We start from the raw sequence: 19487 nt of genomic DNA on the forward strand, positions 1-19487 counted from the left end.
CCGATCGTCGTTCGGTAGCCTGGGGGATGCTCACCCCGCCGAACACCGCGAAGAAACCGACCGAGCGCAGCCACCACGGGGACGTGGTCGTCGACGACTACGAGTGGCTCCGCGACAAGGACGATCCAGCGGTCATCGCGCACCTGCACGAGGAGAACGCGTACACGAACGCGCGCACCGAGAAGCTCGCCGTGCTGCGTGAGCAGATCTTCGACGAGATCAAGTCGCGCACCCGGGAGACCGACCTGAGCGTCCCGACCCGCGAAGGCGACTGGTGGTACTACACGCGCACCGTCGAGGGCAAGCAGTACGGCATCCACTGCCGCGCGCCCATCGACGGCCCCGACGACTGGGAGCCGCCGGCGCTGGATGAGCAAGCGCAGCAGCACGGCCTCCCGGGCGAGCAGGTCCTGCTGGACGACAACGCGGAGGCCGAGGGGCACGACTTCTACGCGCTCGGCAGCTTCGACGTCAGCACCGACGGTACGCGACTGCTCTACGCCGTCGACACCGAGGGCGACGAGCGGTACACGATCCGGGTGCGGTCCCTGACCGGCGACGGCGAGGCATTCCCCGACAAGATCGCGGGCACGGGCGCCGGCGCGCTCTTCGACCCGAGCGGCGAGTACCTGTTCTACACGACCGTGGACGACGCCTGGCGGCCGGACACCGTGTGGCGGCACGGGGTCGGGCAGGGTCCGGACGGCGAAGCCGACACGCAGGTCTTCCACGAGCCCGACGAGAAGTACTGGATCGGCGTCGGCCTCACCCGCAGCCGCCGGTTCCTGGTCATCGAGGCCGGCTCCAACATCACCAGCGAGAGCTGGCTGCTGGACGCGGGTGACCCGACAGGCGAGTTCCGCGTCGTCTGGCCCCGCAGGGAGGGCGTCGAGTACGACATCGAGCACGTCGTCGCGGGAGGCCGCGACCGGTTGCTCATCGTCCACAACGACGGCGCCGTCAACTTCGAGCTCGTGAGCGTCGCGGCCGACGACCCGCAAGGGCCGCGCCGGACGCTGCTCCCCCACGACCCGGCCGTGCGCATCGAAGGGGTGGACGCGTTCCGCGACTTCGTCGCGCTCGAGTACCGGCGCGAGGGGATGACGCGGCTCGCGGTCGCCTGCCTGCCGGCCCCGACGGAGGGCAGCGTGGCCGGCGAGGTGGATGACATCCTCCACGAGCTGCACTTCGACGAGGAGCTCTTCACCGTCGGCGCGGGCGGCAACCCGGAGTGGACGCAGCCGTTCCTGCGCCTCGGCTACGGCAGCTTCGTCACACCGTCGAGCGTGTACGACTACGACGTGCGCACGCGCGAACTCACCCTGCGCAAGCAGCAGCCGGTGCTCGGCGAGTTCGAGCCGGAGCTGTTCGAGCAGCGCAGGGAGTGGGCGACCGCCGAGGACGGCACGCGCATCCCGATCTCGCTCGTCTACCGGCGCGACCTGGTGACGCCCGGCGAGCCTGCGCCGCTGGTGCTCTACGGGTACGGCTCGTACGAGGCGAGCATGGACCCGTCGTTCGGCATCGCACGCCTCAGCCTCCTCGACCGCGGCGTGGTGTTCGCGATCGCGCACGTGCGCGGCGGCGGCGAACTCGGGAGGCTCTGGTACGAGCACGGCAAGAAGCTCCACAAGAAGAACACGTTCACCGACTTCGTGGCGGCGGGGAAGCACCTGGTCGACCAGGGCTGGACGACTCCGTCGCAGCTCGCCGCGCAGGGCGGTAGCGCGGGAGGCCTCCTGATGGGTGCGGTCGCCAACCTCGCGCCGCGGCTGTTCGCCGGCGTGCTGGCCGAGGTGCCGTTCGTGGACCCGCTGACGACGATCCTCGACCCGTCGCTGCCGCTGACGGTGATCGAGTGGGACGAATGGGGCGACCCGCTGCACGACGAGGACGTGTACTACTACATGAAGTCGTACGCGCCGGTGGAGAACATCCACCACAGCGTGTACCCGCGCATCCTCGCCGTCACGAGCCTCAACGACACCCGCGTTCTTTACGTCGAGCCGGCGAAGTGGGTGGCGAAGCTGCGCGAGGTCGGCGCCGACGCGCTGCTCAAGACCGAGATGGCGGCAGGGCACGGCGGCGTGTCGGGTCGATACGCCGCGTGGCGGGAGCGCGCGTTCTCGCTGGCGTGGCTGCTGGACGTGGTGGGCGCGCACCCGACCGGGGAGTGACGGCGCCGGTAACGGAGGAGATCCGGGGCGGTACGCCGGCGATCCGCAGGTAACGGAGGAGATCGGGGCACGGGGAGGGCGGATGTCCTCCGTTGGCTGCGATTCGGGGGTCTTGGCGGGTGGATGTCCTCCGGTAGCGGCAGCGGCCGGCGGGGTCAGCCGAGGTCGTCGGGGTCCTTGCCGGTGCGCTCGCCCGACTCGAGCGTGTCGATCGCGGCGAGGTCGTCGGCGTCGAGCTCGAAGCCGAAGACGTCCAGGTTCGAGCGGATGCGGTCCGGCGACGACGACTTGGGGATGACCACGTTGCCGAGCTGGAGCTGCCAGCGAATGACCACCTGCGCCGGGGTCACGCCGTGCTTCGCGGCGAGGCCGCCGAGCAGCGGGTCGTCCAGCACTCGGCCGCGCGCGAGCGGCGACCACGCCTCCGTCACGATCCCGTGCGTCTCGTCGTACGCGCGGACCTCCCGCTGCGGCAGCCACGGATGCAGCTCCACCTGGTTGACCGCGGGCACCGTCTCCGTCTCGGCGGCGAGGCGGTCGAGGTGGTGGGTGTGGAAGTTGGCGACGCCGATCGACCGGGCGCGGCCCTCCGCTTTCAGGTGCTCCAGCGCGCGCCAGGTCTCCACGTACTTGTCGTGCTGGGGCGCGGGCCAGTGGATGAGGAACAGGTCGACCGCGTCGAAGCCGAGGCGCTCCAGGCTCGCGTCGAACGAGCGCAGCGTCGAGTCGTAGCCGTTGTCGGTCCACCACACCTTCGTCGTCACGAACACCTCGCCGCGCGGCAGCCCACTGCGCCGCACGGCCTCGCCGACGGCGCTCTCGTTCTCGTAGAACGTCGCGGTGTCGATGTGCCGGTACCCGGCCTCCAGCGCGGTCAGCACCGCGTCCACCGTCTCGGCCTCCGGGATCTTGTAGACGCCGAAGCCGAGCTGCGGGATGCGATTGCCGTCGTTGAGCGGGACCTGGGGGATGTTCGGCATGGGTTCATTCTCCCCTGACCCCGGCGTAGAGAGGGGAAGACGAAAGGAGCCGAAATGGCCTATGACGACAAGCGGGTGGCATTCCTGGTCGGTCCGGAGGGGATCGAGCAGGCGGAGCTGGCGGAACCGTGGAAGGCGGTGACCGACGCAGGGGCGACCGCGAAACTGATCTCGAAGGACGCGGGGACGGTTCAGGCGTTCAACCACCTGACGCCGGCGGACGAGTTCCCGGTGGACCTCACCCTCGACGCCGCCTCTGCGGACGACTTCGACGTGCTGGTGCTGCCCGGCGGCGTCGCGAACGGCGACCAGGTACGGACGTTCCCCGAGGCCGTCGCTCTGACGAAGGCGTTCGCGGACGCCGGCAAGCCGATCGCGGTGATCTGCCACGGCGGCTGGGTGCTCATCGAGGCCGGAGTGGTCGGCGGCCGCACGCTGACGAGCTGGCCGAGCCTGCAGACCGATTACCGGAACGCCGGTGCGACCTGGGTGGACGAGGAGTACGTGGTCGATTCGGGCCCGTTCACGCTGGTGTCGTCCCGGAAGCCGGACGACCTCCCCGCGTTCAACCGCGAGCTCCTCAAGCTCATCGCCTGACCACGGCCGCGCCCCGCCTCCGCGCTGCGTGAACGTTTCCTGGCAATGGCCGAAGGCGGGGTTGCACTCCGCTGCGGAGCGCGGGACCGTGGGGCACTCCTGGAGGAACAACGAAAGGAGAGCGCATGCTCACCCTGACCGAGAACGCCAGCACGATCGTCAAGACCCTCACCGAACAGGCGCCGCAGGACGACGCCGGGCTGCGCATCAGCAGCAGCAACCCGCAGAACACCGCGTTCGCGGCTGCCGTGACACCCGAGCCGGAGCCCGCAGACCAGGTGGTCGAGTCCGACGGGGCACGACTCTTCCTCGAGCCGGGCGCCGCTGTCGCCCTCGACGACAAGGTGCTCGACGCCCAGGTCGACGACCAGGGCGCGGTGAGCTTCGCGATCGGCGCCCTCGCCTAGGGAGTGCCATCGCGACGACCCGAAGCCGGCGTCCACGCGACGCCCGCCTCCCCGGCCCCGGTGCTTCCAGCGCCGGGGCCGAGTCGCGTCAGGCACGGTGAGAAGCCGTTGTCAATCGTGTCGACCGACCTGTTGCATCGTGTTTTCGTGGATGAGGTGCGGGCGGCGGTTCAACCCCGAAGCCGCCCGCACACCCTCTCGCGGCGCAGGAGCCACGCGCCGCTGGAACGTCAGGTCGCCGGCGGACGCTGCGGCTCTCCCGCGTCGATGAGGAATTCGGCCGCGGTCGTCCACAGCGGGACGATCTTGGTGGGCGGGATGTCCTCCTCGCCCGCGAAGTGCACGGCGAAGTGCACCTCCGGCTCGCCCTTGACGGCATCGGCCGTGGCGATGGTCCCCAGGTAGCCGTCGTCCTCCATCACGCGCCAGCGCGTCGTCGAATCCGGATCGGGCACGATCCACACGCTGTGGCCGCCGTACTCGTAGGTCGGACCGGGTGGGAGCTCGGCGCGGGATTCGGTCGTCATACTTCTGTTGTACGACCTGCTCCGCGCCGCCACAACTCGTTCACTTTTCGAACGATTCGGGGTAGGCGTCGCGCGCTACGCGGTCGGGACCTCCTCGGTCTCCGCGCCGGCAGCGGTCCCGTGCTCGGCGGCGGCGCCACGGAACTGGGTCATGTACAGGTCGTAATAGGCCCCCTTCTGCGCCAGGAGGGTCGCATGGTCGCCCTGCTCCACGATGCTGCCGTGCTCCATGACCAGGATGGTGTGCGCGTCGCGGATCGTGGAGAGCCGGTGAGCGATCACGAACGACGTGCGGTCGCTCCGCAGCGCAGCCATCGCGTGCTGCACCAGCAGTTCGGTGCGGGTGTCCACCGACGAGGTGGCCTCGTCGAGGATGAGCAGCGACGGGTTCGCGATGAACGCTCGCGCGATCGTCAGAAGCTGCCGCTCGCCGGCGGATACGTTGCTGCCGTCCGCCTCGATCTTCGTGTCGTAGCCGTCCGGGAGCTGACGGACGAACCGGTCGACCATCGTCGCCTTCGCTGCTGCCACGACCTCCTCGTCCGTCGCATTCAGCCGGCCGTATCGGATGTTCTCGCGGATGGTGCCCGAGAACAGCCACGCGTCCTGCAGCACCATGCCGACCTGGCCGCGCAGCTCGGCGCGGGACAGGTCCGTGGTGTCGATGCCGTCGAGGCGGATGGTGCCGCCGTTCAGCTCGTAGAACCGCATGATCAGGTTGACCAGCGTGGTCTTGCCCGCGCCGGTCGGACCGACGATCGCGACCGTGTGGCCGGGCGCGACCGACAGCGACAGGTCTCGGATCAGCTCGGTCTCGGGGTCGTAGGAGAAGTCCACGCCCTCCAGCTCGACTCGGCCGTCCGCGCGCTCGGGCAGGTGCCGCGTCTCGACGTCGGCCGACTGCTCCTCCGCGTCGAGGAACTCGAACGTGCGCTCCGCCGACGCGACACCGGACTGGAGCATGTTCGCCATGCCCGCGATCTGGCCGATGGGCTGGGAGAACTCCCGCGAATACTGGATGAACGCCGTCGCGTCGCCGATGGTCATCTGTCCGGAGGCGACCCGGAGACCGCCGACGACCGCGATCAGCACGTACGAGAGGTACGAGACGAAGTTCATCGCCGGCATGATCATGCCCGACACGAACTGGGCGCCGACGGTGGACTTCCACAGCTTGTCGTTGCGCTGGTCGAACTCTTCGAGCATCACGGCGTCGCGACCGAAGGCGCGCACCAGGTCGAGCCCGGAGTACGACTCCTCGATGTGCCCGTTGAGCGCGCCGGTCGAGTTCCACTGCTGCTTGAACAGCTTCTGCGACCGCGTGCCGATCACGCCGGCGATCACTCCGGAGAGCGGGATCGAGATGAGCGCGATCAGGGCGAGCTGCCACGAGACGATGAACATCATGATGCCGATGCCGATGACCGTCAGCACGGACTGGATGAGCTGCGAGAACGCCTGCTGCAGCGCCGTCTGGATGTTGTCGACGTCGTTGGTCACACGCGACATGAGGTCGCCGCGCTGCCGGGTGTCGAAGTAGCTGAGCGGCAGCCGGTTGAGCTTCTTCTCCACCTCGGCGCGCAGGCGGTAGATCACCCGCATGACGAGCGCGTTCAGCAGGTAGCCCTGCCACCACTGCAGGAGCGACGCGGCGATGTACATCGCGAGCACGATGGTGAGCAGGCGGCCGAGCTCGACGAAGTCGATCCCGTGGCCGGGCACGAGGCCGGTCGGGGTGATAGTGCCGACAGCGCCCGTGAAGATCACGTCCGTGGCGTTGCCCAGGACCTTCGGCGCGATCACGATCAGCGCCACCGAGACGACCACCAGGAGGGTCACGAACGACATGGCGAGCCACTCGGGCTTGAGCAGCCCGAGCAGGCGCTGGAACGAGGGCCAGAAGTGCTCGGCCTTCTTGGCGGGCGTGCCGCCGAACATGTCGCCGTCGCCCTCGGTGGGCTCGTACTCGTACTCGAGTTCGAGTTCGTCGATCGCCGTCTGGACGCCGGCCTCGGAGAGGACGCCGTCCCGCTCTGCGGCTCCCGTGCGGCCCGTGCCGGTGGTGCGGTTCTTCTTCTGGCGCGCCATCTCAGGCCACCTCCAGGCTCAGCTGCGACTCGACGATCTCGCGATACGTCTCGCTCGTCTCCAGCAACTCGTCGTGGGTGCCGCGTCCGACGACTCTGCCGTCGTCGAGCACGATGATCTGATCGGCCTCCCTGATCGTGGAGACGCGCTGCGCCACCACGATGACGGTGGTGTCGCCCGTGGACTGCGCCAGAGCGCTCCGCAGGCGGGCGTCTGTCGCGACGTCGAGAGCCGAGAAGGAATCGTCGAACAGCAGCACCTTCGGCTCCGCCACCAGGGCGCGGGCGATGCAGAGCCGCTGGCGCTGACCGCCGGAGACGTTGGTTCCGCCCTGGGCGATGCGCTCCTCGAGGCCGTGCTCCTTGGCGCGCACGAAGTCCTCGGCCTGGGCGACGCGCAGCGCCTCCCAGAGCTCGTCGTCCGTGGCGTCCGGCCGGCCGAACCGCAGGTTGCTGGCGACCGTCCCGGAGAAGAGGTAGGGCTTCTGCGGCACGAGACCTAGCACGCCGGAGAGCTGCTCCCGGCTCAGCGAGTCCACCGGGACGCCGCCGATCCGCACCTGCCCGCTCTGCGGGGTGAAGAGGTCGGCGATGACCGAGACGAGGGTCGACTTGCCCGATCCGGTCGAGCCGACGATCGCGGTCACCCGCCCGGGTTCCGCGGTGAAGGTGACGTCGCTCAGCACAGGCTTCTCGGCGCCGGGGTAGCCGAACGTGACGCCGTCGACCTCCACGCTGCCGTCCGTGGGCACTCGACCGCCGGCGGCGCCCGCTCCGGTGGACGGCACCGCGCTCAGCACCTCGTCGATGCGCTCCGCGCAGACCATCGCGCGCGGGATCATCATGGCCATGAACACGCCCATCATCACCGCGACCAGGATCTGCAGCAGGTACTGCAGGAACGCCGTGAGAGCCCCCACCTGGATGTCGCCCGCGCCGACCCGGTGGCCGCCGAACCAGAGCACGGCGACCGTCGCGGCGTTCAAGATGAGCATGATGAGCGGGAACATGAGCACGAAGACGTTGCCGACCTTGACCGAGATGCGGGTGAGCGCGGCATTCGCGTCGTCGTAGCGCGCTGTCTCGAACTTCTCGCGGACGAACGCGCGGATGACACGGATGCCGACGATCTGCTCGCGGATGACGCCGTTGACGCCGTCGATGCGCTCCTGCATCACGCGGAACATCGGCAGCAGCAGCCAGACCAGGATGCCGACCACGACGAACAGCACGGCGACGGACACCCAGACGAGCCAGGACAGCCCGGCGTCCACCCGCACGGCGAGGATGATGCCCGCGACGCACATGATCGGCGTCGACACCATGAAGTTGAGCGTCATCAGCACCAGCATCTGCACCTGCTGGACGTCGTTGGTGTTGCGCGTGATGAGGGTCGGCATGCCCCAGCGCGCGAGGTCGAGCGCCGGGAGCGAGTCGACCTTGCGGTAGAAGGAGCGGCGCACGTCGCGTCCCAGCGACATCGAGGAGCGCGCACCGAAGTAGGTCGCCGTGATGGCCGCTGCGACCTGCACGAAGCAGACCATGAGCATCATGCCGCCCGTCGACCAGATGAAGTTCGTGTCGCCTTTGACGACGCCTTTGTCGATGATGTCGGCGTTGAGCGTGGGCAGGTAGAGCGCGGCGATGGTCGCGATGAGCTGGAGCACGACCACGGCCGCGACCGCGCCCCAGTACGGGCGGATGAACCGCAGCGCCAAACGAAGGAGAGTCACGGTGATTCCTGGTTCTTTTCTCTGGTGGAGTCGTATCGGGCGCACACTGCCGTCGGCCCCCGCCGACACGGCACTGCGCGATACCCCCGTACAGCGCTAACGCTAGCGCGGACCGGCGACATCCGCCCCCGTCAGGAGACGTTGGTCGCCGTCGGATATGACGCTATCCGGAACAGCGGTCAGGTAGTGACCGCATTCGAGATCTGTGGAGATCAGGCCGGCGCGTAGAGGAGGTGGAGGACACCGTTGGCGTAGCCGTCGTACTGCCGCAGGCGCAGCTTCGTCTCGGGCATGCCCTCCGGAAAGAGCCGCGCGCCCGTGCCGCGGATGACCGGGTACACGAAGAGGTGCAGCGCGTCGACCAGTCCGTCCGCGATCAGGGCGCGCACGAGCGAGCCGCTGCCGCTGATGTAAAGGCTGCCGCCCACGCTCTGCTTGACCTCCCGCACCCGGTCGGCGTCGTATCTGCCGAGCGACCGCGAGTTGGCCCAGACGGCCTCGGCGGCCGCGTCGTCCAGCGTCGAGCTGACGACGAGCTTCTCGGTGTCGTTGAAGAAGGGCGCTCCCGGGTCGTCGGCCGACGAGCGCGCCGACCACGCCGGCGCGAACATCTCGAACGTGCGGCGCCCCAGGAGGATGCGCTCCGACGCTCCCGTGATGCGCGCGAGGTCGTCGCCCATCTCGGGATCGAAGCCGTACTCGGCCGTCCAGCTCGGGTCTTCGAAGACGCCGTCGAGGGAGACGAACTCGTGCACTGCGATGCTGCCCATGCGGCCAGCTTAGGGGCGGCCTCAGGCCGTCGCCACCAGCCGGCCGGGGCGGTCGTTCCAGCCGGAGGGCTCAGCGGTGAGGCCGGCTGTGATCAGGCGTCCTTCCGCAACTGCAGCAGCAGCTCCGGCGCCCGGGCGTCGAGGATGTTGCCCCCGATCCGCACGCCGACGCCCACCAGCACCCCGCCCAGCGCCACGCCGACGACGAGCGCCGCCCAGAGCCAGAGCGCGTCGCCGGTCACCAGCCCGACGATGAACAGGACGATCTCGGGCAGACACAGCACCGCGATCACGCCCCACGCCGCGAAGGTCGGGCCGAGCAGCGAGATGTTGGCGCCCGGCCGCGACCGGAACGGGTTGTCGCCCGGCTCCGGCACGGGGAACACCAGCCGGGCCGAGGTCACCGCGCACACCGCCACCCCGGTGAGCAGGAGGCCGAGCGAGAGGCCGATCAGGCCGGGGAGGATGTGCCAGGCGCCGCCGACGGCCGCACCGAAGAGCGCCACGAGCACGATCGCCGGAACCGCGAAGGAGAGCAGCGCGGCCGCCCGGCCCCAGCGGTCCGCGCGACCCGGCACGGCCTTCGCGACGTGCAGCGCGAACGCGGTCGAGTCGTAGGAGACGTCGGCGATCATCCCGATGCCGAGCGAGAACGCCACGACCGGCGCCCCGATCAGCGGCAGCACCGACGAGTGGTTGAGGCTCGAGTAGAACCAGAACAGCACGGGCATCAGCGGGACGACGAGCAGCTGCCGGAGGTAGCGCGGGTCACGGAACCAGTAGGTCAGGCAGCGGGCCGCGATCGCTCCCGACTGCGTGCCGGGCAGAATCCCGAACCAGCCGAGCTTGCCCTGGGCCCGGACGCGCGAGGAGGCGCGCGCCGGCGTGGTCAGCGACCGGGCGAGCCCCCAGCGCCACACCAGCCACAGCACGACGAACGTGGCGACCGCGATCAGGAACCGGGCCAGAGCGCCGAGCGCGTCGCCCTGCGCGAGCTGCGACGGCACCGCCCAGACGGCGCCGAGCGGCGACCAGGACAGTCCGTCCGCGATGGCGGGCAGCGCGTCGGACGACGAGCGGAGGCCGCGCGTGATGCCGATGACGATCGGGCCGGCCAGGATGAGCGGGATGAGGATGAGCAGCCCGCTGGCCTCCCGGAACCGCCGCCCGCCGGACAGCCCGCTCGACACGGAGGTGACGGCCCGCGACACGACGACGCAGGTCGCGGCGCCGAGCGCGCCCGTCAGGAGGGCGACCACCGCGACCCCGGGGAGCCGGAGCCAGCTCAGCGAGGTCGCCAGCGACGCGAGCGTGGTCGCCGCTCCGGCGACGCCGACGACCGCGCTCAGCAGCATCCCGAGCATGAGCGGGCGCAGCGGGATCGGGTAGACGGCGAGCTTGGCGGGGTCGAGCGTCTGCTCGATGCCGGAGAGCAGCAGCGGGAAGATCGCCCAGCCGAGAACGGCGGCCGAGCCGCCGATGACGGCGACCGTGCGCGTCACCTCGATCGGGGCGAAGCCCAGCAGGACGAGGCCGCCGATGACGACCACCAGCGCGCCGAGCGCGTACACCCCGCCGAGGATGACCGCGACGAGCTGCGAGGTGCTGCGGCGGAACGAGTTGCGGAGGACGAGCAGGCGCAGCCTTACGAGTGTCGCAACCACTCCGGCCCCTCCCCGACCCGGCGACCGCCGACCAGCTCGACGAAGCGGTCTTCCAGCGTGGAGCCCGCGCGCACCTCGTCCACGGTGCCGGCGACCAGGACGCGGCCGTCGTTGATCACGGCGACGTGGTCGCACATCCGCTCGACCAGGTCCATGACGTGCGACGAGACGATGACCGTGCCCCCGCCCTGGACGTAGCCGTGCAGGATGTCGCGGATGTTGGCCGCGGAGACGGGGTCGACGGACTCGAACGGCTCGTCCAGCACGAGCACGCGCGGCGCGTGCACCATCGCGGCGGCCAGCGCGATCTTCTTCGTCATTCCGGCGGAGTAGTCGACGACGAGGGTGCCGCCCGCGGAGGCCAGGTCGAGCAGATTCAGGAGGTCGTGGGTGCGCTCGATCGCCGTGGGCCGGTCCATGCCGCTCAGGAGGCCCGCGTATTCGACGAGCTGCTCGCCGGTGAGCCGGTCGAACAGCCGGACGCCGTCGGAGAGCACTCCCACGAGCGCCTTCCCCGCCAGCGGGTCGCGCCACATGTCGACACCGTGGAGGAGCACCTGGCCGGCGTCGGGCCGCAACAGACCGGTGACCATGTTCAGCGTCGTGGTCTTGCCCGCTCCGTTCGGGCCGACCAGCCCGTAGAAGCTGCCGGAGGGCACGTCGAGGTCGATCCCGTCGACCGCCGTCTTCGCCCCGAACCGCTTGTGCAGACCGCGGATCGCCACCGCGACCGCATCGTCCTGCGTCATCGCACCTCCCCCGGGCTGTCGTGCTCCTCTGACGCAGCCCACCTCACCCTACGCGCCGCCGCATCCGCTCGCACGCACCCCCGTCGAGGGGCGGCACGCGGCGCCGAGGGGCACGTCAACGCCCGTAAACCCGCGTCGGAGGGGCGCTTACGTGCCCCTCCGATGACATCAGACGCGCTCGAAGACGGCCGCGAGGCCCTGGCCTCCGCCGATGCACATGGTCTCGACGGCGAGCGTGCCGTCGAGGGCCGGGAGCTCGTGGGCGAGCGTCGCCAGCATGCGGAGGCCGGTGGCGCCGATAGGGTGCCCGATCGAGATGCCGCTGCCGCGCGGGTTGAGGCGCGGGTCCTCGGGGTCGATGCCCCAGTCGGCGAGGCACGCCAGCACCTGCACGGCGAAGGCCTCGTTGAGCTCGATCACATCGATGTCCGACCAGGTGACGCCGGCGCGCTCCAGGGCCCTGTTCGCCGCCGGGACCGGCGCGACGCCGAACACCGCCGGGTCGTTGCCCGCGACCGCCCATGATCGCAGGCGCAGGACCGGGGTGAGGCCCAGCGCCGCGGCGCGCTCCTGGGTGGTGACGATGGCGGCGGCCGCGGCGTCGTTCTGGCCGCTGGAGTTGCCGGCGGTGACGGTCGCCGCGGCGTCGGCGCGGCCGAGGATCGGGCGGAGGCCGGCGAGGGCCTCCAGCGTCGTGTCGGCACGCGGATGCTCGTCGCGGCCGACGACGACGTCGCCCGTGCGGCCCGGCACGGTGACCGGGACCAGCTCGGCGTCGAATGCGCCGGACTGCTGCGCGGCGACCGCTCGCTGGTGGGAGCGGAGCGCGAGTCCATCCTGCGCTTCACGCGGGACGCCGTACTCGCGGCGCAGCGTCTCCGCCGAGCCGACGTTGCCCTCCGGGGTCGGGAAGTTGCGCCCGCCGACCGTCTCGCGGCCACGCGCGAGGGCGTCGTGCAGCATCAGACCTCCGGGCGGGAGGCCGCGGCGGCCCTGCTCCGTATAAAAGGGGCGTTCGACATCGACTCGGCGCCGAGCGCGATCAGCACGTCGCTCGCGCCGGTCTGCACCTCCATCGCGGCGTTGATGACCGCCTGGAGGCCCGAGCCGCAGCGCCGGTCGAGCTGATAGCCCGTCGTCGTGACCGGGAATCCGGCGTTGAGCGCTGCGACACGGCCGAACGCGGGTGCCTCCATCGTGGGATAGCCCTGCGAACCGATCACTCCCTCCACCGCGGCCGGGTCGAGCCCGGTGCGGTCGAGGAGGGCGCGCAGCACGGTCTCCGCCAGCGACAGAGCGGAGACCGGTGCCAGTGCGCCGCCCATCCGGCCGACCGGCGTGCGCAGCGGGGAGCAGACGACGACCTCGCGCAGCTCAGGCATGCGCGGCCGCCGTCCCCGCGGTCACTGCGGCCGGGATGCTCAGCGGCGCGCCCGTCGCGGCCACCACCTCGTCCACGGTCACGCCGGGCGCCACCTCGCGGAGCACGAGGCCGTCGTCGGTGACGTCGATGACGGCGAGGTCGGTGATGATCCGGTCGACGCAACCGCGGCCGGTCAGCGGGAGGGTGCACTGCGCGACCAGCTTGGCCGAGCCGTCTTTGGCGACGTGCTCCATGACCACGATGACGCGCTCGGCGCCGTTGACGAGGTCCATCGCCCCGCCCATCCCCTTGACCATCTTGCCGGGCACAGCCCAGTTGGCGATGTCGCCGGCGGCCGAGACCTGCATGGCGCCGAGGACGGCGGTGGCGATGCGCCCGCCGCGGATCATCCCGAAGCTGGCGGCGGAGTCGAAGTAGCTGGCGCCGGGCAGCACGGTGACCGTCTCCTTGCCCGCGTTGATCAGCTTGGGGTCCTGCTCGCCCTCCCACGGGTAGGGCCCGACGCCCAAGATGCCGTTCTCGGAATGCAGCACGACGTGCACCCCCTCCGGCAGATGGTTGGGGATAAGCGTGGGGAGGCCGATGCCCAGGTTCACGTAGGAGCCGTCCTCCAGTTCGAGGGCGGCACGGGCGGCCATCTCGTCGCGGCTGCGGGGCATGTCAGTTCCCTTCCGGGGCGATGGGGCGGGCGCGCACGGTGACCTTCTCGATCGGCAGGTCCGCCGACTGCTCGGCGGTCAGCGCGACCAGCCGGTCCACGTAGATGCCGGGCAGGTGGATGTCGTCGGGACCGAGCACGCCCGGCTCGACCAGCTCGTCCACCTCCGCGATCGTGATCCGCCCGGCCATCCCGGCGAGCGGGTTGAAGTTGCGGGTCGACTTCTCGAAGCGCAGGTTGCCGTGCCGGTCGCCGACCGCAGCGCGCACCAGGCCGAAGTCGGTGCGGATCGCGGTCTCCAGCACGTACTCCCGGTTGCGGCCGAACACGTCGAACGGACGCAGTTCCTTCGGCGCGCTCTCCTCCGCCACCGACCCGTCGGCGGCGTAGCGGATCGGCATACCGCCGTCGGAGACCGCGGTGCCGGCGCCGGTCGCGGTGTAGAAGGCCGGAATGCCGACACCGCCCGCGCGCAAACGCTCCGCCAGCGTGCCCTGCGGGGTCAACTCGACCTCCACCTCGCCGCCGAGGTACTGGCGGGCGAACTCCTTGTTCTCGCCGATGTAGCTGGCGATCACACGGCGGATGCGACCGGCGGCGAGCAGCTCGCCGAGGCCCCAACCGTCCACACCGCAGTTGTTCGACACCACCTCCAGGCCACCGACACCCCGCGCCAGCAACGCCCGGATCGTCACGATCGGCACCCCGGACAGACCGAAACCGCCGACCGCGAGCGAAGCGCCGTCCGGGATGTCGGCGACCGCCTCGGCCGCCGACGCGAACGTTTTATCCATCTGATTCCTCCGTCTGGTCGGATTCGAGGAAGACCTCGCGCATGATCGCCAGCGCACCGTTGGCCGCGGGCAGCCCGGCGTACAGGGCGGTGTGGTGGATGACCTCCGCGATCTGCGTGCGGGTCAGCCCGTTGCGCAGGGCGGCGCGTACGTGCATGCGCAGCTCGTTCTCGTGGCTGCCGGTCACCAGGCTGGCGAGCGTCGCGATCGAGCGCTCCGGCCGGGTGAGCTGCGGCCGGGCCCAGACCTCGCCCCACGCGTAGCGGGTGATGAAGTCCTGGAAGTCCGCGGTCTCCGGCGTGATGGCTGCCGTGGCGCGGTCGACGTGGGCATCGCCCAGCACCGCCCGCCGGACGGCCATGCCGCGCTCGAAGGCCGCGGCGGCGCCGGCATCGCGGCCCGCGAGCAGCGCAGCGAGCAGGGCGGCGGTCTCGGCCGGGTCCTCGAGCGGGACGAGGTGGGCGGCGTGCGCCAGCTCCACGAACCGCGCGCGGGGGAGCGCCGCGGCGTCCTCCGCCATCAGGGCCGAGGTGGTCACCTGGTCGTGCGCGCCGGCGACGAGGAGCGCGGGCACATGCACGTCCGCGAGGGCGTCGCGCCGGTCGAATCCGCCGAGTGCTTCGCAGCAGAGCGCGTACGACTCGTCGTCGACGTCCAGCAGGGTCTTCAGCGCGTGGCCGCCCGGGCCGTCGGGATGCGCGGCCAGATACCCGGGCGCGAACCAGCGCTGCGCGCTTCCGGCCACCACGGAGGCCGTGCCGGAGGCGCGCACCTGCGCGGCGCGATCGGCCCAGCCCTCCGTCGAGCCGATGTGCGCGCCGGAGCAGAACATCGCCAGGCTGCGCACGCGCTCCGGGGCGGCGAGCGCGACCTCTAGGGCGACCGCGCCGCCGAGCGAGTCGCCGGCGACGTCGAACGCACCGCCGCCCACCTCGTCCACGAGGGCGAGCACGGCGTTCGCGAGCTCGGACATCGTGAAGGGCTCGCGCGTGGCGGCCGACGCACCGTGACCCGGGAGGTCGACGCGCAGGATCCGCGGGGCGTCCGGCACCGCGGCCAGCCGCGCCACGACGCCGTCCCACAGCTCGGCGGTCGTGCCGAGCGAGGGCAGCAGCACCAGCAGGCGCGGCGCCGCGGCGGACGGGGAGGCCGCGGTCATCGCGCCGCGCAGTCGCGGGATGGTCATCGGTTCACCTCTCGGTCGTGATCGGCATGGACACGGTAGCGGGCGACGGCGGCGTCCACGACGGCGCCCGCCGAGCCCAGGTCGGCGGCGTCGCTTCCCCTGACGGAAGGGGCCGCGACGACGGAAGATGCCGCAGCGACGGAGGAGCCCGCAGCGCCACCCGGGCCGTCCGCCACCACGAGGTCGGCGACCGCGTGGGCCAGCACCTCGGCGCTCTCGACCGCGATGCGCAGCAGCGCGCGCCAGGCCTGCCATTCGGCGTGCCACTCCCCGCCGGCCGCGCGTCCGAGCTGAGCGCTGCGGTGTGGACCGTGGCGAGCAGGCCGGGGGCGCGGAGGCCGTTCGCGGTGAGCAGCACGGCGTCGACCGGGTTCTGCTTGTGCGGCATCGCGGACGAGCCGCCGCCGGTGGCGGGGAGGAGCACGCCGTCGCGCGCCGCCAGTCCGAGGTCGCGGCCGATCCGGCCGGCCACCGCGGCGACGCGCGCGGCGGCGTCCGCGATCGCCAGCACCGGGCCGCGGTCGGTGTGCCAGGCCCGACCCGGGTCGCTGAGCCCCAGGCGGGCGGCGACGCCCGCGCGGAGGGTCTGCGGCGCATCGGCCCGGGCCGCGAGGCGCGCGAACGCCGCGCCTGTGCCCACGGCGCCGCCGAGCTGCACGGGACAGTCGAGCCGGTCGAGCACCTCCAGCGCCGACACCACGGCGTCCAGCCAGGAGGCCAGGAACGCACCGAGAGTCGTCGGCTCAGCCTGCTGCGTCAGGGTACGAGCCAGCAGCGGCGTCGCGCGCGAGCGGATCGCCCGGTCTGCGAGCTCCGCGGCCGCGGCCGCGAGCGCGTCCCGCGCGCGTGAGAGGGACTCGCGGGAGACCAGCACAAGAGCCGAGTCCACGATGTCCTGACTGGTCGCGCCGCGATGCACCCGTCCCGCGTGCGCTCCGGCCTGTTCGCGGAGCTGCTCGACGAGCGCGATGATGGGCACTCCGGCTTCCCGCGCGCCCGCGACGAGGCGCGCGCGGTCGATGGTGCGGGCGTCGAACGCGAGCGGCTCGTAGCCGGGCCGGGCGGCCGAGCCGTCGAGCTCGTCCCAGGCTCCGGCCAGGGCCTCCTCGACCGCGATCATGGCGGCCAGCACACGATCGTCGCCGGCCGGGACACCCACTGCACCGGCCGGCTCGAGGAGACCCCAGTCGAAGGGTTCAGCCACGCCCGTCCCCCACGAAGTCGAGGAAGACGGTCTCGTCCTCGCCCTGGAGGCGGATGTCGAAGCGGTAGCTGTTGTCGCCGTCCGGGGTGGCGAGCAGCGTGCTCCGCCGCCCCTCCGGCACGGTGGCCAGGAACGGGTCGCCGCCTTCGAGGTAGGCGCGCGTGAAGAGGTGGTGCAGGAGGCCGCGCGCGAACACCGTCACCAGGAGATACGGTGCGCGGCCCGCGCCGGCGCCCGGACGGACGGTCGTGAACGCGTAGTGTCCGGCCCGGTCGACGGCGGCGCGCCCGAAGCCCGTCGCGGTGTACCCGTCGCGGTGCAGGCTGCCCTGCCGCGCGATGGGCGTTCCGTCGGTGTCGGCGCCCCAGACCTCCAGGATCGCGTCGGGGACGGGCGCGCCCTCCCCGTCGAGCACGGTGCCGTGCAGGCGAATCGTGCCGGGATGCCAGGGCGGCGCGACCTCGGCGCCGCCCTCGTAGGGCAGGGCGTAGCCGAAGAACGGCCCGACCGTCTGCGACGGCGTCTGCAGGTACTGGGTTCGATCGGTGCTCTCAGGCATGGTCACCCTCCTCCGGCTCCATCCACGTCGCCGCGCCGCCGGTCAGGACGATGTCCCACCGGTAGCCGAGCGCCCACTCCGGCTCGCTCACCTCGTGATCGTACGTGGCGATCAGCCGCTCGCGCGCGGCCGGGTCGGCGATCGACTGGTAGATCGGGTCGAGCGCGAACAGCGGGTCGCTCGGGAAGTACATCTGCGTCACGAGCCGCTGCGTGAACGCCGACCCGAACAGCGAGAAGTGGATGTGCGCCGGCCGCCACGCGTTGCGGTGGTTCCGCCAGGGGTAGGGGCCGGGCTTGATGGTGACGAACCGGTACGAGCCGTCCTCGCCCGTGATCGCGCGGCCCACCCCGGTGAAGTTGGGGTCGAGCGGCGCGGGATGCTGGTCGCGCTTGTGCACATAGCGGCCGGAGGAGTTCGCCTGCCAGACCTCCACGAGCTGGTTGCGCACCGGCCGGCCCTCGCCGTCGAGCACGCGGCCGGTCACGATGATGCGCTCGCCGAGCGGCTCTCCGCTGTGCTGGATGGTGAGGTCGCTCTCCTCCGCCGCGACGTCGGTGTGCCCGAACGCCGGCGAGACGAGCTCGATCTCCTCGGGGTCGGCCCGCACCAGCTCATGGGTGGGATGACGCAGCCGCGAGCTGCGGTACGGCCCGAAGTCGCGCAGCGGGTGCACGGGAAGGGGACCCGCGGCCGCCGCCGCCGCATGCGCGGCCGCGATCTCCGCGGTGATCTGGTTCTGTGTCGGCTCTGCCGTGTTGTCAGCGCTCATCTCGTACCTCAGAAGGGGAGGCCCGCGTACTGCTCGGCGAGGGCCGCCTGCGCGTGACGCGATCCGGTGGTGTACTCCAGCTGACCGAGCTGGCTGCGGTAACGGAAGGCGCGGGCCGCCTCGTCGGGGACCTCCCGGTGGACGTGCAGCATCTCCGTCATCCACTGGGAGAACTGCTGCACCTTCCACTGCCGGGCGAGGGCAGCGCTGCTGTAGCGCCTCAGGAGGGCGTCGTCACCTCCGAAGTGCGCCGTCAGCGAGCGACCGAGCAGGGCGACGTCGGCGATGGCCGAGTTGAGCCCCTTCGCGCCGGTCGGCGGCACGATGTGGCCGGCGTCACCGGCGAGGAAGAGGCGCCCGTGCTCCAGCGTGGAGGCCACGAAGCTGCGCATCGGCGTGATCGACTTCTCGGTGATCGCGCCCTCGCTCAGGGTCCAGCCGGGGACGCCGAGGCGGGTCTGCAGCGCCTCCCAGATCCGCTCGTCCGACCAGTCGTCGACCGACTCGCCCGGATCGACCTGGAGGTAGAGCCGGGAGACCGCCGGCGAGCGCATCGAGTGCATCGCGAAGCCGTCCGGGTGCAGCGCGTAGATGAGGTCGTCGGTGGACGGCGCGACGTCGGCGAGGATGCCGAGCCACGCGTACGGGTAGCTTCGCTCGAGGGCCCGGATGCCCGGGATGGCCGGGCGGCAGACGCCGTGGTAGCCGTCGGCGCCGACGACGATGTCGCAGTCGATGCGCTCGGCGTCGCCCCCACTGCCGATGGTGACGTAGGGCGCGTTCCCGTCGAGGTCGTGCGGCGCGACGCCCTCCACCTCGAACCGGACGTCGGAGCCGGCGCGGTCGTGCTCGGAGAGCAGGTGCCGCACGAGCGCCTGCTGCCCGTACACGGTGACCGTGCGGCCGACGAGGTCGACGAAATCGAGGTGGTGGCGCTCCCCTTCGTACTGCAGGTAGATGCCGTGGTGCGTGAGCCCGCGCGCGGCGAGGTCGGCGTCGAGGCCGAGGTCGCGCAGCACGTCGACGGAGCCCTGCTCCAGGACGCCGGCGCGCACGCGGCCGAGCACGTACTCCCGGCTCTTCTGCTCGAGGATGACGAAATCGACCCCCGCTCTCCGGAGGATGTGCCCGAGCAGGAGTCCAGCGGGCCCGGCCCCGATGATGGCGACCTGGGTGCGCATTGTTCCGCCTTTCGCTTCAGTGGGAAGGTCGTCCCATCCTGGGCGAATCCGGCGGCAG

General features: G+C 71.3%; 19 protein-coding genes. 3 read left to right on the forward strand and 16 right to left on the reverse strand.

Annotated elements, in window-relative coordinates; all coding sequences use genetic code 11:
• Nucleotides 1–26 precede the first annotated feature (26 nt).
• On the forward strand, nucleotides 27–2177 hold the full coding sequence (locus tag ACRAWC_RS09695) for a S9 family peptidase (RefSeq protein WP_431349413.1): 2151 nt from the start codon (nucleotides 27–29) through the stop codon (nucleotides 2175–2177).
• Nucleotides 2178–2332: 155 nt separating this feature from the next.
• On the opposite strand, the gene ACRAWC_RS09700 is transcribed toward ACRAWC_RS09695, so the two are convergent.
• Nucleotides 2333–3157, reverse strand: a complete 825-nt coding sequence (locus tag ACRAWC_RS09700; protein ID WP_431347522.1) for an aldo/keto reductase — start codon at nucleotides 3155–3157, stop codon at nucleotides 2333–2335.
• A gap of 54 nt (nucleotides 3158–3211) precedes the next feature.
• Here ACRAWC_RS09700 and ACRAWC_RS09705 point away from each other — a divergent pair, with 54 nt between their 5' ends.
• Both ACRAWC_RS09705 and ACRAWC_RS09710 read left to right on the forward strand, forming a co-directional pair.
• Nucleotides 3212–3754 carry a type 1 glutamine amidotransferase domain-containing protein gene (locus ACRAWC_RS09705; RefSeq protein ID WP_431347523.1) on the forward strand — a complete coding sequence of 181 codons (543 nt, stop codon included), beginning with the start codon at nucleotides 3212–3214 and terminating at the stop codon, nucleotides 3752–3754.
• A gap of 125 nt (nucleotides 3755–3879) precedes the next feature.
• Nucleotides 3880–4161: a Fe-S cluster assembly protein HesB gene (locus ACRAWC_RS09710; protein ID WP_431347524.1), complete on the forward strand. Its 282-nt coding sequence runs from the start codon at nucleotides 3880–3882 to the stop codon at nucleotides 4159–4161.
• A gap of 230 nt (nucleotides 4162–4391) precedes the next feature.
• On the opposite strand, the gene ACRAWC_RS09715 is transcribed toward ACRAWC_RS09710, so the two are convergent.
• The 15 genes from ACRAWC_RS09715 to ACRAWC_RS09785 form a co-directional block, all read right to left on the reverse strand.
• Entirely contained in the window at nucleotides 4392–4688 is a 297-nt protein-coding gene (locus tag ACRAWC_RS09715; RefSeq protein WP_431347525.1) for a hypothetical protein, read from the reverse strand.
• A 75-nt stretch (nucleotides 4689–4763) separates the two neighbouring features.
• Nucleotides 4764–6776 carry an ABC transporter ATP-binding protein gene (locus ACRAWC_RS09720; RefSeq protein WP_431347526.1) on the reverse strand — a complete coding sequence of 671 codons (2013 nt, stop codon included), beginning with the start codon at nucleotides 6774–6776 and terminating at the stop codon, nucleotides 4764–4766.
• Nucleotide 6777: 1 nt separating this feature from the next.
• Nucleotides 6778–8508, reverse strand: coding sequence for an ABC transporter ATP-binding protein (locus ACRAWC_RS09725; RefSeq protein ID WP_431347527.1), 1731 nt, complete (start codon nucleotides 8506–8508; stop codon nucleotides 6778–6780).
• 212 nt (nucleotides 8509–8720) lie between these two features.
• Nucleotides 8721–9278, reverse strand: coding sequence for a dihydrofolate reductase family protein (locus tag ACRAWC_RS09730; protein ID WP_431347528.1), 558 nt, complete (start codon nucleotides 9276–9278; stop codon nucleotides 8721–8723).
• A 92-nt stretch (nucleotides 9279–9370) separates the two neighbouring features.
• Nucleotides 9371–10942, reverse strand: a complete 1572-nt coding sequence (locus tag ACRAWC_RS09735) for a transporter (RefSeq protein ID WP_431347529.1) — start codon at nucleotides 10940–10942, stop codon at nucleotides 9371–9373.
• Nucleotides 10924–11691: an ABC transporter ATP-binding protein gene (locus ACRAWC_RS09740; RefSeq protein ID WP_431347530.1), complete on the reverse strand. Its 768-nt coding sequence runs from the start codon at nucleotides 11689–11691 to the stop codon at nucleotides 10924–10926. The genes ACRAWC_RS09735 and ACRAWC_RS09740 overlap by 19 nt, the downstream gene beginning before the upstream one ends.
• 168 nt (nucleotides 11692–11859) lie before the next feature.
• Nucleotides 11860–12654, reverse strand: coding sequence for an acetyl-CoA C-acyltransferase (locus ACRAWC_RS09745; RefSeq protein WP_431347531.1), 795 nt, complete (start codon nucleotides 12652–12654; stop codon nucleotides 11860–11862).
• Nucleotides 12654–13073, reverse strand: a complete 420-nt coding sequence (locus ACRAWC_RS09750; RefSeq protein ID WP_431347532.1) for a hypothetical protein — start codon at nucleotides 13071–13073, stop codon at nucleotides 12654–12656. The genes ACRAWC_RS09745 and ACRAWC_RS09750 overlap by 1 nt, the downstream gene beginning before the upstream one ends.
• Entirely contained in the window at nucleotides 13066–13734 is a 669-nt protein-coding gene (locus ACRAWC_RS09755; protein WP_431347533.1) for a CoA transferase subunit B, read from the reverse strand. The genes ACRAWC_RS09750 and ACRAWC_RS09755 overlap by 8 nt, the downstream gene beginning before the upstream one ends.
• A gap of 1 nt (nucleotide 13735) precedes the next feature.
• Entirely contained in the window at nucleotides 13736–14527 is a 792-nt protein-coding gene (locus tag ACRAWC_RS09760) for a CoA transferase subunit A (RefSeq protein WP_431347534.1), read from the reverse strand.
• The gene (locus ACRAWC_RS09765) at nucleotides 14520–15713 is read right to left on the reverse strand and encodes an alpha/beta fold hydrolase (protein ID WP_431347535.1); all 1194 of its coding nucleotides are present in this window, start codon (nucleotides 15711–15713) and stop codon (nucleotides 14520–14522) included. Before ACRAWC_RS09765 ends, ACRAWC_RS09760 begins: the two co-directional genes overlap by 8 nt.
• Before the next feature lie 4 nt (nucleotides 15714–15717).
• The gene (locus tag ACRAWC_RS09770) at nucleotides 15718–16917 is read right to left on the reverse strand and encodes a lyase family protein (RefSeq protein ID WP_431347536.1); all 1200 of its coding nucleotides are present in this window, start codon (nucleotides 16915–16917) and stop codon (nucleotides 15718–15720) included.
• Nucleotides 16910–17476 carry a protocatechuate 3,4-dioxygenase subunit alpha gene (pcaG, locus tag ACRAWC_RS09775; RefSeq protein ID WP_431347537.1) on the reverse strand — a complete coding sequence of 189 codons (567 nt, stop codon included), beginning with the start codon at nucleotides 17474–17476 and terminating at the stop codon, nucleotides 16910–16912. Before pcaG ends, ACRAWC_RS09770 begins: the two co-directional genes overlap by 8 nt.
• The gene (pcaH, locus tag ACRAWC_RS09780; RefSeq protein ID WP_431347538.1) at nucleotides 17469–18248 is read right to left on the reverse strand and encodes a protocatechuate 3,4-dioxygenase subunit beta; all 780 of its coding nucleotides are present in this window, start codon (nucleotides 18246–18248) and stop codon (nucleotides 17469–17471) included. Before pcaH ends, pcaG begins: the two co-directional genes overlap by 8 nt.
• An 8-nt stretch (nucleotides 18249–18256) precedes the next feature.
• Complete coding sequence (locus ACRAWC_RS09785; protein WP_431347539.1) at nucleotides 18257–19429, reverse strand: 4-hydroxybenzoate 3-monooxygenase; 1173 nt, start codon at nucleotides 19427–19429, stop codon at nucleotides 18257–18259.
• Nucleotides 19430–19487: the final 58 nt, after the last annotated feature.

This window comes from Leifsonia sp. L25, assembly GCF_050632895.1.

What these genes read in the sequence shown, in the direction of transcription:
- ACRAWC_RS09700 (WP_431347522.1), bottom strand. Translation starts at nt 3,157, where the DNA reads ATGCCGAACATCCCCCAGGTCCCGCTCAACGACGGCAATCGCATCCCG.
- ACRAWC_RS09755 (WP_431347533.1), bottom strand. Translation starts at nt 13,734, where the DNA reads ATGCCCCGCAGCCGCGACGAGATGGCCGCCCGTGCCGCCCTCGAACTG.
- ACRAWC_RS09715 (WP_431347525.1), bottom strand. Translation starts at nt 4,688, where the DNA reads ATGACGACCGAATCCCGCGCCGAGCTCCCACCCGGTCCGACCTACGAG.
- pcaG (WP_431347537.1), bottom strand. Translation starts at nt 17,476, where the DNA reads ATGCCTGAGAGCACCGATCGAACCCAGTACCTGCAGACGCCGTCGCAG.
- ACRAWC_RS09765 (WP_431347535.1), bottom strand. Translation starts at nt 15,713, where the DNA reads ATGACCATCCCGCGACTGCGCGGCGCGATGACCGCGGCCTCCCCGTCC.
- ACRAWC_RS09760 (WP_431347534.1), bottom strand. Translation starts at nt 14,527, where the DNA reads ATGGATAAAACGTTCGCGTCGGCGGCCGAGGCGGTCGCCGACATCCCG.
- ACRAWC_RS09740 (WP_431347530.1), bottom strand. Translation starts at nt 11,691, where the DNA reads ATGACGCAGGACGATGCGGTCGCGGTGGCGATCCGCGGTCTGCACAAG.
- ACRAWC_RS09750 (WP_431347532.1), bottom strand. Translation starts at nt 13,073, where the DNA reads ATGCCTGAGCTGCGCGAGGTCGTCGTCTGCTCCCCGCTGCGCACGCCG.
- pcaH (WP_431347538.1), bottom strand. Translation starts at nt 18,248, where the DNA reads ATGAGCGCTGACAACACGGCAGAGCCGACACAGAACCAGATCACCGCG.
- ACRAWC_RS09730 (WP_431347528.1), bottom strand. Translation starts at nt 9,278, where the DNA reads ATGGGCAGCATCGCAGTGCACGAGTTCGTCTCCCTCGACGGCGTCTTC.
- ACRAWC_RS09695 (WP_431349413.1), top strand. Translation starts at nt 27, where the DNA reads ATGCTCACCCCGCCGAACACCGCGAAGAAACCGACCGAGCGCAGCCAC.
- ACRAWC_RS09785 (WP_431347539.1), bottom strand. Translation starts at nt 19,429, where the DNA reads ATGCGCACCCAGGTCGCCATCATCGGGGCCGGGCCCGCTGGACTCCTG.
- ACRAWC_RS09710 (WP_431347524.1), top strand. Translation starts at nt 3,880, where the DNA reads ATGCTCACCCTGACCGAGAACGCCAGCACGATCGTCAAGACCCTCACC.
- ACRAWC_RS09720 (WP_431347526.1), bottom strand. Translation starts at nt 6,776, where the DNA reads ATGGCGCGCCAGAAGAAGAACCGCACCACCGGCACGGGCCGCACGGGA.
- ACRAWC_RS09745 (WP_431347531.1), bottom strand. Translation starts at nt 12,654, where the DNA reads ATGCTGCACGACGCCCTCGCGCGTGGCCGCGAGACGGTCGGCGGGCGC.
- ACRAWC_RS09705 (WP_431347523.1), top strand. Translation starts at nt 3,212, where the DNA reads ATGGCCTATGACGACAAGCGGGTGGCATTCCTGGTCGGTCCGGAGGGG.